Source organism: Bradyrhizobium roseum (assembly GCF_030413175.1).
Lineage (GTDB): Bacteria > Pseudomonadota > Alphaproteobacteria > Rhizobiales > Xanthobacteraceae > Bradyrhizobium > Bradyrhizobium roseum.
The window spans coordinates 6,052,918-6,066,331 of sequence record NZ_CP129212.1 but is presented as its reverse complement, the minus strand read 5'-3'; the positions used below and the strand labels follow the sequence as shown (position 1 = coordinate 6,066,331).

The window sequence follows — 13,414 nt, the reverse complement described above, 5'->3', positions numbered from 1 at the left end:
GAACCCATCAAGCCGGCACGTAGTTGGTGGGTTTCGTATCGCTCTAGCCATCCTACGCTTGCTTATTTCATCCACTCACATTCTCTGATAGAATTATATGAATTTGCAGGGCGGGGTATTTTACATGCCATTACCAGCTAGTCTCTTGAACAGTTTGCGTGAAACGCTCATTGCGGGACGTTACTCCCTATTCTTGGGTGCCGGCGTCAATATCGGTGGAAAGCTTAGATCCGGAGAAAGCTTGCCATTAGGCGATAATCTGCGACAGCAGCTTGTGAAGCTAAAGGGCATAAAACCAACCTCGTCACTCGCACGTGCGTATGCTCAGCTCTCGCAGTCTGAAAAAGATACATATCTAACTGACCCGTTCACAAATTGCAGTCCGGCTCCAGCTCTGCTTAAGCTGCCTAACTTCTTTTGGCGTCGAATTTATACGCTCAACATCGACGATGCGTTGGAGACAGCATATCGAATGCCGCAGTCGCTACAGATGGTTGATCCAAAAACGCATACTGCGCCGTACGTGGAAGCGAGCGACATAAATCTAGCGCAGGTCATTCATGTGCACGGATGGGCACAACAGCCAAACGACGGATATATTTTTTCTTTGGCTGAGTATGCGGGGACAATGGGACCGGGCAATCCTTGGGTCACCGTGTTGGCGCATACGATCGCTACTGAGCCGTTTATTATCGCCGGCACGAGTCTTGAGGAGCCAGACTTAGAGTATTTCCTCGGTGGGAGATCGCTGAACTCGGTCAGGACAGATCGTGGGCCATCATTCCTGGTGGAGCCTTACCCGGATTCTGCGACAGAGAAGGAATGCGAACGACACGGTCTTGTGCTCTACAAGGGGACGTTCGATGAGTTTCTTTCTGAGTTACTTTCGAATTTCCCTGACAGGCCACTGCCTATCAGCGCGCCTTCTGGCTTGTCCGACGATCATTTTATCGTCGCGCCGCGAAAGAAAGACTTGGCCCTCTTCTCGCGAGACTTCGCGTTTGTCGTTGCGAGCCAAGTCAAAGAGAATGCCGATCTAGGATTCCTGGTGGGAAGAGAGCCTACGCTCGATGACATCGCGTTGGGTCGAGATGTCCCACGGCGATCGACGCTCAATTTGAAAACTGACATTCGTAAGCGAATGTCAGGCAAAAGTTGGGATGTTAACTTTCTATTGATCGACGAGAATGCGGGGACTGGTAAGACCACTATTCTCCTGCGAGCTCTCTATGATTTAGCCGCAGAAGGTTTTGCTATCTTCAATTACAAGTCGATTTCAACCCCAGACGTCGATCAATCTGCGAAGATATTCAATGCTCTCAAGGGGCCATTTGTCATAGCTTGCGATGACTTTGCTGACCATGCGCCGGCGATGATCGAGCTGTATAAGAAGATAAACCGCAATGATTTCCTCGTTATTGGATGTGAGCGATCGTATAGACTAAATTATGCCCTTCAGATTCTTGCCGGCAGTCCGTTCGCTCGCTTCACTTTGTCCGAGTTTAATGCGCAAGAAGCTAAACTTCTGGCTCAAAAACTCGACAATGCAGGTCTCACGAGTATTCCTTCAAAGCATTTTGACCAAAAGTCTCAAGAGATATCTAGGGATCCCATAGCTCTGGCTGTTTGCCGAATTTTGAATAATTTTCGGTCGGCGGATCAAATTGTTGAGTCCCTCTTGAAAGATGCTGATTCAGGAAGGATTGAGAGGTATCTAGCTAGTGCACTCGCAAGCTACTGTTATCGAGCCGGTCTGCGTTACGGTATCCTCTCAAGTGCATTCACGTCGGACGATCTTAAGCGACAGTTCAATGCCAGAGACATGTTGCCTCTTGCGTATTCCAATGAGAGTGATCGAGAGTATGTGATTCCGCTAAATCCCATCCTTGGTGAAAGGGTGCTTAGAACAATGGCCGAGCGGGACGAATCTCTCGTGTTCGATGTTTACTGCGCCGTAGGTTCTCATCTCTCGTCGTATGTGAATCGGGAGGCTATGAGGAAGAGAACGCCAGAAGCGCGGATCGCCGGTCGGATGTTCGACTACGACGACGTCGTCAACGAGTTTATCCCGAATCGCTCGGAAGAGTTCTATCTGAGAATGAAGAAATTCTGGGATTGGAATTCTCGATACTGGGAGCAATTGGCTCTCCTAAAGCTCGATCGTTTTTTAACGCATTCCAAGGTAGCCGACTTAAACCAAGCGATCTCTCACGCTAAGCATGCAGTTCAGGTTGAAAAGCATCCATTGGGTTTGACAACTCTAGGAAGAGTGCTGTTGGAGCAGATGAAGCAGGACGATCAAAAAATCGGCCAGTCTTTTGGTGAAGCATTTGCGTATCTCGAAGAAGCTATAAAGCTAGAAGGAAATCGCAATAGAATAGCGATCCACCCCTACACCACGATGTTTAACGGCGTGAATGCTTATGTTCAACGAGGCGGAGCGTTAACAGGAAAACAGGCCGAAAGATTGAAAGTGCATACGGAATCTGCAGAAAAGCTTTTTTCTCACGACTCCACCTTAATGATACTGGCAAACGAAATGCGAAGACTCGCAGCGTAACGTCAGGGTTTAACGAATGGAGCCGAGTTTTTTCTCGGCCCCTCAGGTAAAGTGTGATCTGCTAAAAGTAGCCCCTCACAATACCCTATTGCTCTCCTTCACCTTCTCCGCGTCTAGATTCCCGCGCTCCCCACTCGCTGAATTTCTGGTCCATTGCGCCATACCACCAGCGATGGAGCCTAACCGCGTTCTCATCCCCGCGCTGCCGGATCATTTAGTGCGTGCCCTGGATGTCGATGCGCTTATAAGGGGTGGTCTTGCTGCAGCCGCAGCGCAATCGTGCTCGGCGACCTGCCGTAAACAAGCTCGCCGCCGTCGGCCACGCTTCCTAAATCCTAGCTGGTAGGTACAAAGAGGGCGACGAGCATTGAGGCCGCGGCTAGTGCACAAGTGCCAAAGGCAATTAATCCTATAAATGACAACACAGCTTTGATCTGCACCCTTGACTGGGATGCTCGAGTCCAAACCAAATCCTTCGATCCTTGCGCATCTTCAAATAGTTGCTGCTCTGGAATTCTTTTCTCGCGTTTTATCTCTTGGGCTTCGTCGGTCAAAGTGTCGCCGCCCAACTTCCGGTTCTCTTTTTTGCGGTTCGGATAGTAGAAGGAGAACGCAGTATTGATATGGATGGCGATCGCAAGGAAAAAGAGAGCCAAGAATAGAAGGCCTCCAGCGAGGATCCCCAGGCCGATCCTTCCGAGGTCAACTCCAAAGACATATATCATAGCGATGAAGATCATCGATATTAGTGCTGACATCCTTGGAACGGCTGCGGGGATCGCCTCTTCCGGCGGACGCCAATTGGCCTGCTTGAGAAAGGCCAAAGATATTGCGGCTGCCGCAGCCGCAAGAGACCCAGCAATTGCAACTAGGTTCGCAAAAACGCCGAATTTGCTCACGAAAGGTTCAGCCGAATAGCGCTCTGAGTTGGTATCGACCAGACCGCATTCTCGAATTGCTGCTGCCCCTTCGAATTCAATATCCCAAATGAATACCGCCCACTCGGGATAGAAGCGATAGCAGGTGTGGATGTGCCGAAGACGGTTCCCGTGCTCAAGAAATAGCCCTTTGCGTAGAGGACCGTCTCGCCGATGCGATTTGTTTCCACGAACGTTGAAGGGGGCGAACTTCCAACACCTGAGTCGACTCGTGTAGCGATGAATTCAGACAGTCGATCAACGAAGATTTCGTGAGCGTCATTCTGACTTATGGGATATGGACGGATCCCGGACTGATTGAGCGATGTCAAAAAGCCTTCGTACTTGGATATCGGTTCGGTAATAGGTAAAAACCTGAGTAGAACGGTGATTATACGGCCACGTCCAGTGGCCATAGAATGTGAACGGTATTCTAGATCCACAGCGTGGGCGGGATTGCCGCTAAGTGAGAGTTCCTCCATCTGCGTACGGTACTCTTCAACGTCTTTAGCAATATCGGCGGTACCGATTTGAGCGGAATCCACGGTCAATTGATTAGGAAAGCTGGACTGACTTACTAGGCTTGAGACGTCCCCTCTAATAGCTGAGGCTAGGACGTCAGGATCGCTATTCGATTTTTCTAAACTTGCCTTTGCGCTCTCGGCCTCATTGTGCCGTGGTGGTTTCGGCGCTTGGAATCTTGGCATAGATCTCCTCCTGCGCGTCAATACAACCTAAGACTAGCATAAGGGCATGAAGTCGGGGAGTGTGTTTTGTTTACTTCTAGTGCGCCGCAAAATCACGGATAGGTCTTAGCTCGTGACGGGAGGCCCAGGTCGTACCCGGGCCTCTTCAAAGAGGGGACCTTCACAACACCCGATTACTCTCCTTCACCTTCTCTGCATCCAGATACACGCTGCTGCCCATCTCCTTGAACTTGGCGCTCATCGACGCCATCCCGTCCTCAATGGTCCCGCTCACCGACATCCCCACACCCGCCGGATCGTTCAGCGTCGCCGCGTAATCCCGCACGTCCTGCGTGATCTTCATCGAGCAGAATTTCGGCCCGCACATCGAGCAGAAATGCGCGACCTTGTGGGCTTCCTTCGGCAGCGTCTCGTCGTGGAAGTTCTTCGCGGTCTCCGGATCGAGGCCGAGGTTGAACTGGTCGGTCCAGCGGAAGTCGAACCGCGCGCGGGAGAGCGCGTCGTCGCGCAGTTGCGCGGCGGGGTGGCCCTTGGCGAGGTCGCTGGCGTGGGCGGCGATCTTGTAGGTGATCACGCCGACCTTGACGTCGTTGCGGTCGGGCAGGCCGAGATGCTCCTTCGGCGTGACGTAGCAGAGCATGGCGCAGCCGAACCAGCCGATCATGGCGGCACCGATGCCCGAGGTGATGTGGTCGTAGCCCGGCGCGATGTCCGTCGTCAGCGGGCCCAAGGTGTAGAACGGGGCTTCGCCGCATTCCTTGAGCTGCTTGTCCATGTTGATCTTGATCTTGTGCATCGGCACGTGGCCGGGGCCTTCGATCATCACCTGGCAGCCTTTTTCCCAGGCGATCTTCGTGAGTTCGCCGAGCGTCTCCAGTTCGGCAAACTGCGCGCGGTCGTTGGCATCCGCGATCGAGCCGGGCCGCAGGCCGTCGCCGAGCGAGAACGAGACGTCATACTTGCGCATGAGGTCGCAGATCTCGTCGAAATGCGTATAGAGGAAGCTTTCCTTGTGATGCGCCAGGCACCACTTCGCCATGATCGAGCCGCCGCGCGACACGATGCCGGTGACGCGGTTGGCGGTGAGGTGGATGTAGGGCAGGCGCACGCCGGCGTGGATGGTGAAATAGTCGACGCCCTGTTCGCACTGCTCGATCAGCGTGTCCTTGTAGAGCTCCCAGGTCAGCTTGACGGGATCGCCTTCGCACTTCTCCAGCGCCTGGTAGATCGGCACGGTGCCGATCGGGATCGGCGCGTTGCGCAGGATCCATTCGCGCGTCGTGTGGATGTTGCGGCCGGTGGAGAGGTCCATCACAGTGTCGGCGCCCCAGCGGATCGCCCAAACCATCTTGTCGACTTCCTCCTCGACCGACGACGTCACGGCGGAGTTGCCGATATTGGCGTTGATCTTGGTGAGGAAGTTTCGGCCGATGATCATCGGCTCGAGTTCGGCGTGGTTGATGTTGCAGGGAATGATGGCGCGACCGCGCGCGATCTCAGAGCGGACGAACTCCGGGGTGATGAAGGCGGGCACTTCGGCGCCAAAGCTTTCGCCGTCGGCGAGGGCGGCTTCCGCGCGTTCGAGTTGCTTCTTGCGGCCGAGGTTTTCGCGCTCGGCGACGTAGATCATCTCCTTGGTGATGATGCCGGCGCGGGCAAACTCGAGTTGCGTGATCTTGTGGCCGTCGAGGCCGCGCAGCGGCTTGTGGTGCGCGGTGAACGCCTTTGCGGCGTGCGAGGCGCCGACATTGCCGTTGTCCTCCGGCTTGATCTCGCGGCCCTGATATTCCTCGACGCCGCCGCGCTCCTTGACCCAGGCGAGACGGTTGCGGGAGAGACCGGCGTTGACGTCGATCACGACGGAGGGATCGGTGTAGGGGCCGGAGGTGTCGTAGACCGGCAGGTTCGGCTCGCCGGCGCCTTCCGAGAGAATGATTTCGCGGAGCGGCACGCGCAGGTCGGGCGCGGCGTCAGGGGTCGCGAAGATTTTTCGCGACGAGGGCAGCGGGCCGGTGGTAACGGCGGGCAGGGTGGTGTCGGGATTGGAGCGGATGTTCATGGGTTATCCTCCGTTGTGTCTCTGATTGTTTTCTCCGTCATTGCGAGCGCAGCGAAGCAATCCATGCCACCGAGCAAATGGTGAGAATGGATTGCTTCGTCGCTGGCGCTCCTCGCAATGACGTGGATGGTTGGGATTGCTCATCACGCGGCCTTCGCCGTCTGTCCCAGCCACTGCCGCACCCGCGCGTCGGGATCGGCGTTCTGGGTGACGTCGCTGACAACGGCGATCGAGTCCGCCCCCGCCGCAAAAATCTCCGCGGCCTGCTCGAACTTGATGCCGCCGATCGCGACCAGCGGGATGCTGCCCACGCGCTTCTTCCACTCGGTGATCTTCGGAATGCCCTGCGGCGCGAAGCGCATCGATTTCAGCGTGGTCGGAAAAATCGGTCCCAGCGCAATGTAGTCCGGCTTCGCGGCCAGCGCGGTCGCCAGTTCCGCGTCGTCATGGGTGGAGATGCCGAGCGTCAATCCGGCTTTGCGGATTTCGCCGAGATCGGCGTCGGCAAGGTCTTCCTGGCCGAGATGCAGATGCCTGGCGCCGGCGACGATCGCCGCGCGCCAGTAGTCGTTGACCACGAGTTTGGCGTCGGTGCCCTTGATCGCCTCCAGCGCGTCGGCGACGATCTGCAGCGCTTCGGATTCGTTGAGGTCTTTTGCGCGCAGCTGGATGGTGCCGGCGCCGAGCAGCGCCAGCCGCGTCACCCAGGCGACGTTGTGAACGACGGGATAAAACTTGTCAGGATACGGCATGCCAGAACGGGGTCCCAATCACAGGAGTTGAGGGCGAGGCGAAATCGCGGGCTTCCATCAGCCCGGCCTCATAAGCGGTGCGGCCGGCTTCGACGCCGAGGCGAAAGGCGTTCGCCATCGCGACGGGGTCGGCGGCTTTGGCGACCGCCGTGTTGAGCAGCACGGCGTCGTAGCCGAGTTCGAGCGCATGCGCCGCATGCGACGGCGCGCCGAGGCCGGCGTCGACCACCAGCGTGATATCAGGCAGGCGCTCGCGCATCAGCTTCAGCGCGTCGCGGTTGGTAATTCCCTTGGCGCTTCCGATCGGCGCGGCCCAGGGCATCACCACCTTGCAGCCGGCATCGACCAGCCGCATCGCGACCGACAGGTCCTCGGTGCAATAGGGGAACACCTCAAAGCCGTCCTTGATCAAAATGCCGGCGGCTTCGACCAGGCCCACGACGTCGGGCTGCAGCGTATCGTTGTCGGCGATCACTTCCAGCTTGATCCAGGGCGTGCCGAACAATTCGCGCGCCAGCTTTGCGGTGGTCACCGCGTCGCGCACGCTGCGGCAGCCGGCGGTGTTCGGCAGCACGGTGACGCCGAGCTCGCGGATCAACGACCAGAACGCATCCCCGGTCTTGCCGCCGGCCGCCTCGCGCCGCAGCGACACGGTGACGATGTTGGATCCCGATGCGCGGATCGCGTCCTGCATGATCGCGGGCGACGGGTACAACGCCGTGCCGATCAGTAGGCGGGAGGAAAAGGTTTTGCCGTAGAAGGTTAGCACTGTGCGTCTCCGCGAGTTCGGTTCGCTCCCTCGCCCCGCGCTTGCGGGGAGAGGGTTGGGGTGAGGGGCTCTCTCAGCGCGCGTGATCTATCGATGGACCTGTACCCCCTCACCCGGATCGCAAGCGCGATCCGACCTCTCCCCGCAAGCGGGGCGAGGTTGAGGGAAGCTGCGGCACCGTTCATCACTAACTACCCTCCCTGCCGCGGCGTGATGATTTCGATCTCGTCGCCGGCCTTCAGCGTCGTCTCGGCCCAGCGGCTTTTCGGCAGCACGTCGTAATTCACGGCGATCGCGAAATGCGTGCCTTCGTAGTCGAGCTCGGCGAGCAATGCATCGACGCGTTCAGCAGCGATCTCCCGCGCTTCGCCATTCACCGTCACACGCATCGCATCACCTCGTTATCGATAGCGCCACGCTGCACATAGCCGAGCGTCAGCTCGGCCAGCGCGGGCGCCAGCAGAAAGCCGTGGCGGTAGAGCCCATTCACGGCGATGGTGTCGTTGTGCACCGTGATCCGCGGCAGATTGTCGGGAAACGCCGGACGCAGGCCCGAGCCGAATTCGACGATGCGCGCCTCGGCGAAGGCCGGATGCACGGCATAGGCGGCGCCCAGCAGCTCCAGCGCCGAGCGGACGCTGACGCCGGTGTCCTCGGCCTCGATCGAGGTCGCGCCCAGCATGAACCTGCCGTCGCCGCGCGGGATCACATACAGCGGCCAGCGCGGATGGATCAGCCGCACCGGGCGTGCCAGTTCGACCTCGCTGGTCTCGACGATGATCATCTCGCCCTTGACGCCGCGCAGCTCGGGCTGTTCGTCGCGCGCGGAGAGCCCGCGGCAGTCGATCACGATGCCGTCGAGATCCTGCGCGTTCACATCGCAGTCGAACTTGACCATGCCGCCGGCGGCCTCGATGCGCGCGTGCAGTTCTGGAAGCACTTTTCGCGGCTCGACATGGGCCTCATCGGGATAAAACAACCCGTCCCGGAAGCGGCCTTCCAGCGAGGGTTCGAGGTCGCGCAGCCCTTGCGCGTCGAGTCTCACATGGCCGGTGGTCAGCCGCGCAAACCGTTCGAAGTCGGCGCGGTCGCGGGCATGCGCCACCACCAGCGAGCCGTTGAACGGGGTGTCGGGAAAATGCTCGCGCCACAGGTCGAGCGAGCGGATCCCGAGCCGGCCGATCACGGGTTCGGAGGTCTCGGCTTCGCACCAGGGCGCCAGCATGCCGCCGGCCCAGTGGCTGGTGGAGAGCGTCATGGCCGCGTCGCTGCGCTCGTATAGCGTAACGGCGTGGCCGGCTTGTGCGAACAGCAACGCCTGCCAGGCGCCGGCAATGCCCGCCCCGATGATGGAAATCGGGGAATCCCCCCGCGGATCGGTCTTCTGGTACATCCCTGTCCCTTCGCCGGCATGACCCGGATCAGGTTCAAAGGGTCACCGCGGTCCAGTGCCTCTACCTTGAAGTAGTCGGCCCAAGCGTGCGGTATCTCAGCTCCTCATCGGAGCACCCCTCGGAACGAGTCTAATGTAGGCGCTTGGGCAGAGGTGTCAACGCGGCTACGGCAGGTACTGCACCGCATTCGCGGGATGCTGCGCCGCGCAGAGCGCTGCACCAACCGGCTATTTGGCGTTGGTCTGCAGCGCGTCGGCGTCGGCGGGCTTTTTTGCCGGTGCCGCGACGATTTTCGGTGCGGCGTCGCTGGCGAGTACCGGTGAAAGCTGCAACGGCTTCTCCTGCCGCTGGCGCTTGGCGGCATAATAATAGCCGCTCGCATAATAACGTACCGCGCGGCTGTGATCGCCATTGGCGGCGCGGTAGGCGCCGGCGAGATATTTGACGCCCCAGTTCAGGTTGGTGTCGGGATCGCGCAGGCCGGCGGCATCGCCGGTGTAGCCAAGGCCGCGCGCCGTCGGCAGCTTGATCTGCATCAGCCCGATGGTGCCGCCGCGTCCGACGAGGTGCGCGTGATATTTGCTCTCGCGCACGATCACGCGGTGCACCAGCGCCTCCGGCACGTTGTTGGCGCGGGCGTGGCTTGCCACCATGCTCTCATACTGCGCGCGGCTTTGCGCCATTGCTTCGGGGGAAACCGCCAGGACCATGAGGGCGGCGAACGCGAACTTGGGGAAACTTTTCATAAAATAATCTCTGTGAACGGCGGCTAACGAGTGGCGGCCTCGGTAGTTCCACTAGCGGGCACAGATGTGGCGAAAAACCGGCGATATCGCGGCAGGTGGCCCCCAGGCTGTTACGGAATACCGGCGCGATGACGAAGCTGCGTCACGCCGACGCGCACGTTTGACGTGCAAATGAAGCAACGAGCTTGTACAAGCGTGGCCGCCGCAAAGTCCGGTTTTTGACAGCGGTCCTGTCCCAATTCACCGCGTACCCCATCACTGGTTGAACAAGACGTCATCGAACGTCAAAGGGAGATTCGCCATGGCCCGACTCGACTCCAGCACGCTCCCCCGCGGCAATCCCTGTGCCCAATGCGGCAAGCCGATCCCCAGACCAGACTGGGTCGAGAGCAGCCCCGGCCGCACGTCCTTTCTCTGGTTCTGCCGCGCCTGCGATTATCGCTTCGAGGCGGTAGCGATCTATGAGGAAGCCGATCCGGACGCGCTGGCCGCGTAAGCGACCGTCTGCTCAGCTAAGCCACCCTGGGCTCGCTCTGCTGGACCGGCAATCGTAGCCGGACGATCAGCCCGTGCGGTTGCCGGTCGTGCAGCGACAGCGCGCCGCCATGGGCCGTCGCGATGGCGTTGGTGATCGAAAGCCCGAGGCCGAAGCCCGCCGCTTCATCCATGTTGCGGGCCTCGTCGCCGCGCACGAACGGCTCCAGCATGTCCTTTTTCTGTGTATCCGAAATGCCGGGGCCGTCGTCCTCGACATCGATGGTGACGAACTCCGCTGCGACGTGCAGGCGGACCACCGCTTCGGCGCCGAACCTCACCGCATTCTCCACCAGGTTGGTGACGGCGCGGTGCAGATCGTCCGGCCGCACCGTGGCCATGGCGTGCGCAGGCCCCTCATAGCTCACCTTGCGTCCCATGTCGGCGAACTGGTCGGCGACGAGTTGCAGCGTGCTGGCGATGTCGGTCAGGGTCATCGCCTCGAGCCTGCGGCCATCGCGCAGGAACGACAGCACCGATTCCAGCATGCCGCGCATCTGGTCGAGATCGTCGAGCATGCGGCCGCGATAGGTTTCGTCCTCGATGAATTCGGCGCGAAGACGCATGCGTGTAATCGGCGTGCGCAAGTCGTGGCTGATCGCGGCGAGCATCCTGGTGCGGTCGTCGATCAGGGCGGTGATGCGTTCCCGCATGCGGTTGAGCGCGCGCGCGACCGAGCGGATTTCCTCCGGACCTCGCTCCGGCAGCGGCGCCGCGGCGCCGTCGAGGCTGAAGCTCTCGGCGGCTTTGGCAAAGGACGACAGCGGCGCAGTCAGTGCCCGTGCCGCCCACAGGCCGAGCAAGGTGACGCTGATGACGGCAAACAGCAGCGTGATCATCCAGGGGCTGCCGAGAAACGGCGGCCGTGGCCGGTCCATCGGCAGGCTGGCCGAAATCATCATGCCGTCGGGCAGGCCAATGCCCATCCTGCGGCCATCGTCGCCGGCCAGCGGGACGATGCGATAGTCGGCACCGAGGCGCCGTTGCAGGCCGTGCAGGTTGAGCGCGTCGGCGTCGCCCGCGGGCGTTGGTGCGACCGACAAGATCCCGATGCCGAGTTGCGGAAAGGCGCGCGCGATGTCGTCGGATAGCCGCTGCCGTTCGGCAGCGGGCGCTGCACCCAGCAACTGCACGGCCGTGATGAGTGCGCCGTGGCCGCGATCGGGCGACGGCTGCGCCTGGTCGGAACGGTGCAGCAGGTCGGAACGGTGCAGCAGGAAAGCCGCGGTGATGATCAGATGAAGCGTTATGATCGAGACGATGACGAGCGCTGCGATCTGGCCGCTGATCCCGCGCAGATTGAACAGGGCCTTCATGATCAGCGGCCGGTGGTGATGGTGGTCGCCTCGGCGCCGGCGGGCTCGACCTGCGGCGTGAACATGTAGCCGCCCGAGCGCACCGTCTTGATCAGGGTGGCGGCTTGCGGATCGGGCTCGATCTTGCGGCGGATGCGGCTGACCAGCACGTCGATGGAGCGCTCGAACGAGCCGGCGTTGCGGCCCTGCGTGAGGTCGAGCAGGCTGTCGCGCGACAGCACGCGGCCCGGCCGCTCGCAGAAGGTTCTGAGCAGATCGAACTCCGCGCTGGTCATCGCCACATGCGCGCCTTGCGGGTTGCGCAACTCGCGCAGCCGTAAATCGATCCGCCAGCCGGCGAACGTCAGCGCCGTCGCGCCTTCGCTGGCGCTGGCGGTCAAGGCTGCGGCCTGCCGGCGCAGCACCGCGTTGATCCGCGCCAGCAGTTCGCGCGGGTTGAACGGCTTTGCCAGATAGTCGTCGGCGCCCATCTCCAGGCCCATGATGCGATCGACATCCTCGCCGCGCGCGGTCAGCATGATGATCGGGGTCTGCGATTGCGCGCGCACCTTGCGGCACAATGTCAGCCCGTCTTCGCCCGGCAGCATGACGTCGAGGATCAACAGATCGACGCGGCGGTCGGTCATGGCGCGGGCCATCTCGCGGCCGTCAGCCGCGGTCGCCACGTTGCAGGCGTTGCTGCGCAGGTATTTGGCGATCAGCGACCGCGTCTCGCGATCGTCCTCGACGACGAGGATGTTGGGTATTGCCTGGGCCATGCCGCTCCTTTTTGTCGGTGATTCGGCGCGGGCGCGAATTATTTTTGTTTCCATATGTTTCTGAACCGGCGCGGGCAATACCGGGCAACAGGCGCGGGGGCCGACGACAAGACCGCGTTAAGAAACGCGATCCTACGGTTGCGGCGTCCACGCGTATCCCGACCGATCACCTGACCCCCCTTGATTCCTTGGAGCTATCATGACCTCGATCTCGGCGGCCTCGGCCCAGACCTACCAGTCGCCTCTCCAGAAGTTGCAGGATGAGTTGCTGTCCGAAGTGAAATCCGGCGCCGTCAAGTCGTCCGACCAGGACGCGCTGGCGTCGGCGCTGACCGATATCGATTCGGCGCTGCAGGCAAGCCGCGCCAGCGACCAGTCCAGCGGCGCGCGGCCCGTCGATCTGCGGTCGAAGATCGACGATCTCATCAACAGCCAGGTGGCCGACGGCAAGCTGACCACCGAGCAGGCCAGCGAACTGCAGGATATTTTCAAGACGGCCTTCGCCGACGGTCCCGGCGGTGGCGGCGGCCCGCGCGACGCCGGCGGTCCCCCTCCCGGCGGTCCGCCGCCCGCGGACGAGGCGTCCTCCAGCGACGACGCGTCGTCGAGTGCAACCTCCATCGAGGACATCCTCAAGCAGTTCCTGGAATCGCTGCAGGAATCCATGCAGGCTTCGTCATCGACGACATACAGCGCCTCCGGCACTTCCAGCGCGAGCAGCAGCACTTCCTTCTCGGCGTTGCTGCTCGACTATCAGACCTGAGCTGCGGCGCGCCGCAGCGGTTGGCGATGCCGGAGTTCAGATATTCAACCGAATAAGCGGCTTGGACGGCCATGCTTGCGAAATGGCCTGACGGCGAGATGCCGCCCGGCCATTTACTTGTATGGGCGCCTGATCGGGT

Annotated in this window: 13 protein-coding genes and 1 riboswitch; of the genes, 3 read left to right on the top strand and 10 right to left on the bottom strand. The window is 60.5% G+C overall.

Features of this window, described 5'->3' with window-relative positions; all coding sequences use genetic code 11:
- The first annotated feature begins 97 nt into the window (after positions 1-97).
- A complete protein-coding gene (locus QUH67_RS28640; protein WP_300942838.1) occupies positions 98-2,560 on the top strand; it encodes a P-loop NTPase in 2,463 nt (820 codons plus the stop codon).
- 335 nt (positions 2,561-2,895) lie between these two features.
- Here QUH67_RS28640 and QUH67_RS28635 read toward each other — a convergent pair whose 3' ends face one another.
- From QUH67_RS28635 to QUH67_RS28600, 8 genes are all read right to left on the bottom strand, one after another.
- A complete protein-coding gene (locus tag QUH67_RS28635) occupies positions 2,896-3,459 on the bottom strand; it encodes a hypothetical protein (RefSeq protein ID WP_300942837.1) in 564 nt (187 codons plus the stop codon).
- A complete protein-coding gene (locus QUH67_RS28630) occupies positions 3,456-4,184 on the bottom strand; it encodes a hypothetical protein (RefSeq protein WP_300942836.1) in 729 nt (242 codons plus the stop codon). The genes QUH67_RS28635 and QUH67_RS28630 overlap by 4 nt, the downstream gene beginning before the upstream one ends.
- Before the next feature lie 160 nt (positions 4,185-4,344).
- A complete protein-coding gene (thiC, locus tag QUH67_RS28625) occupies positions 4,345-6,243 on the bottom strand; it encodes a phosphomethylpyrimidine synthase ThiC (protein WP_300942835.1) in 1,899 nt (632 codons plus the stop codon).
- 143 nt (positions 6,244-6,386) lie between these two features.
- Positions 6,387-6,995, bottom strand: a complete 609-nt coding sequence (locus QUH67_RS28620; RefSeq protein ID WP_300942834.1) for a thiamine phosphate synthase — start codon at positions 6,993-6,995, stop codon at positions 6,387-6,389.
- The gene (locus QUH67_RS28615; RefSeq protein ID WP_300942833.1) at positions 6,982-7,764 is read right to left on the bottom strand and encodes a thiazole synthase; all 783 of its coding nucleotides are present in this window, start codon (positions 7,762-7,764) and stop codon (positions 6,982-6,984) included. Before QUH67_RS28615 ends, QUH67_RS28620 begins: the two co-directional genes overlap by 14 nt.
- Before the next feature lie 191 nt (positions 7,765-7,955).
- Entirely contained in the window at positions 7,956-8,153 is a 198-nt protein-coding gene (thiS, locus tag QUH67_RS28610; protein ID WP_300942832.1) for a sulfur carrier protein ThiS, read from the bottom strand.
- Positions 8,144-9,157 carry an FAD-dependent oxidoreductase gene (locus QUH67_RS28605; protein ID WP_300942831.1) on the bottom strand — a complete coding sequence of 338 codons (1,014 nt, stop codon included), beginning with the start codon at positions 9,155-9,157 and terminating at the stop codon, positions 8,144-8,146. The genes thiS and QUH67_RS28605 overlap by 10 nt, the downstream gene beginning before the upstream one ends.
- A riboswitch (TPP riboswitch) is annotated at positions 9,145-9,287 on the bottom strand. It overlaps the preceding gene by 13 nt.
- A gap of 98 nt (positions 9,288-9,385) precedes the next feature.
- The gene (locus tag QUH67_RS28600) at positions 9,386-9,868 is read right to left on the bottom strand and encodes a lytic transglycosylase domain-containing protein (protein WP_300948204.1); all 483 of its coding nucleotides are present in this window, start codon (positions 9,866-9,868) and stop codon (positions 9,386-9,388) included.
- Between the two features lie 337 nt (positions 9,869-10,205).
- Here QUH67_RS28600 and QUH67_RS28595 point away from each other — a divergent pair, with 337 nt between their 5' ends.
- Positions 10,206-10,400 (top strand): hypothetical protein, encoded by a 195-nt coding sequence (locus tag QUH67_RS28595; protein WP_300942830.1) that lies wholly within the window; start codon positions 10,206-10,208, stop codon positions 10,398-10,400.
- 16 nt (positions 10,401-10,416) lie between these two features.
- Here the strand turns inward: QUH67_RS28595 and QUH67_RS28590 are convergent, their stop codons facing one another.
- Together QUH67_RS28590 and QUH67_RS28585 are read right to left on the bottom strand one after the other, a co-directional pair.
- Complete coding sequence (locus QUH67_RS28590; RefSeq protein ID WP_300942829.1) at positions 10,417-11,754, bottom strand: ATP-binding protein; 1,338 nt, start codon at positions 11,752-11,754, stop codon at positions 10,417-10,419.
- A 2-nt stretch (positions 11,755-11,756) separates the two neighbouring features.
- Positions 11,757-12,512: a response regulator gene (locus QUH67_RS28585; RefSeq protein WP_300942828.1), complete on the bottom strand. Its 756-nt coding sequence runs from the start codon at positions 12,510-12,512 to the stop codon at positions 11,757-11,759.
- A 199-nt stretch (positions 12,513-12,711) separates the two neighbouring features.
- Between QUH67_RS28585 and QUH67_RS28580 the strand changes: the two genes are divergently transcribed.
- Complete coding sequence (locus QUH67_RS28580; protein ID WP_300942827.1) at positions 12,712-13,275, top strand: hypothetical protein; 564 nt, start codon at positions 12,712-12,714, stop codon at positions 13,273-13,275.
- Positions 13,276-13,414 lie beyond the last annotated feature (139 nt).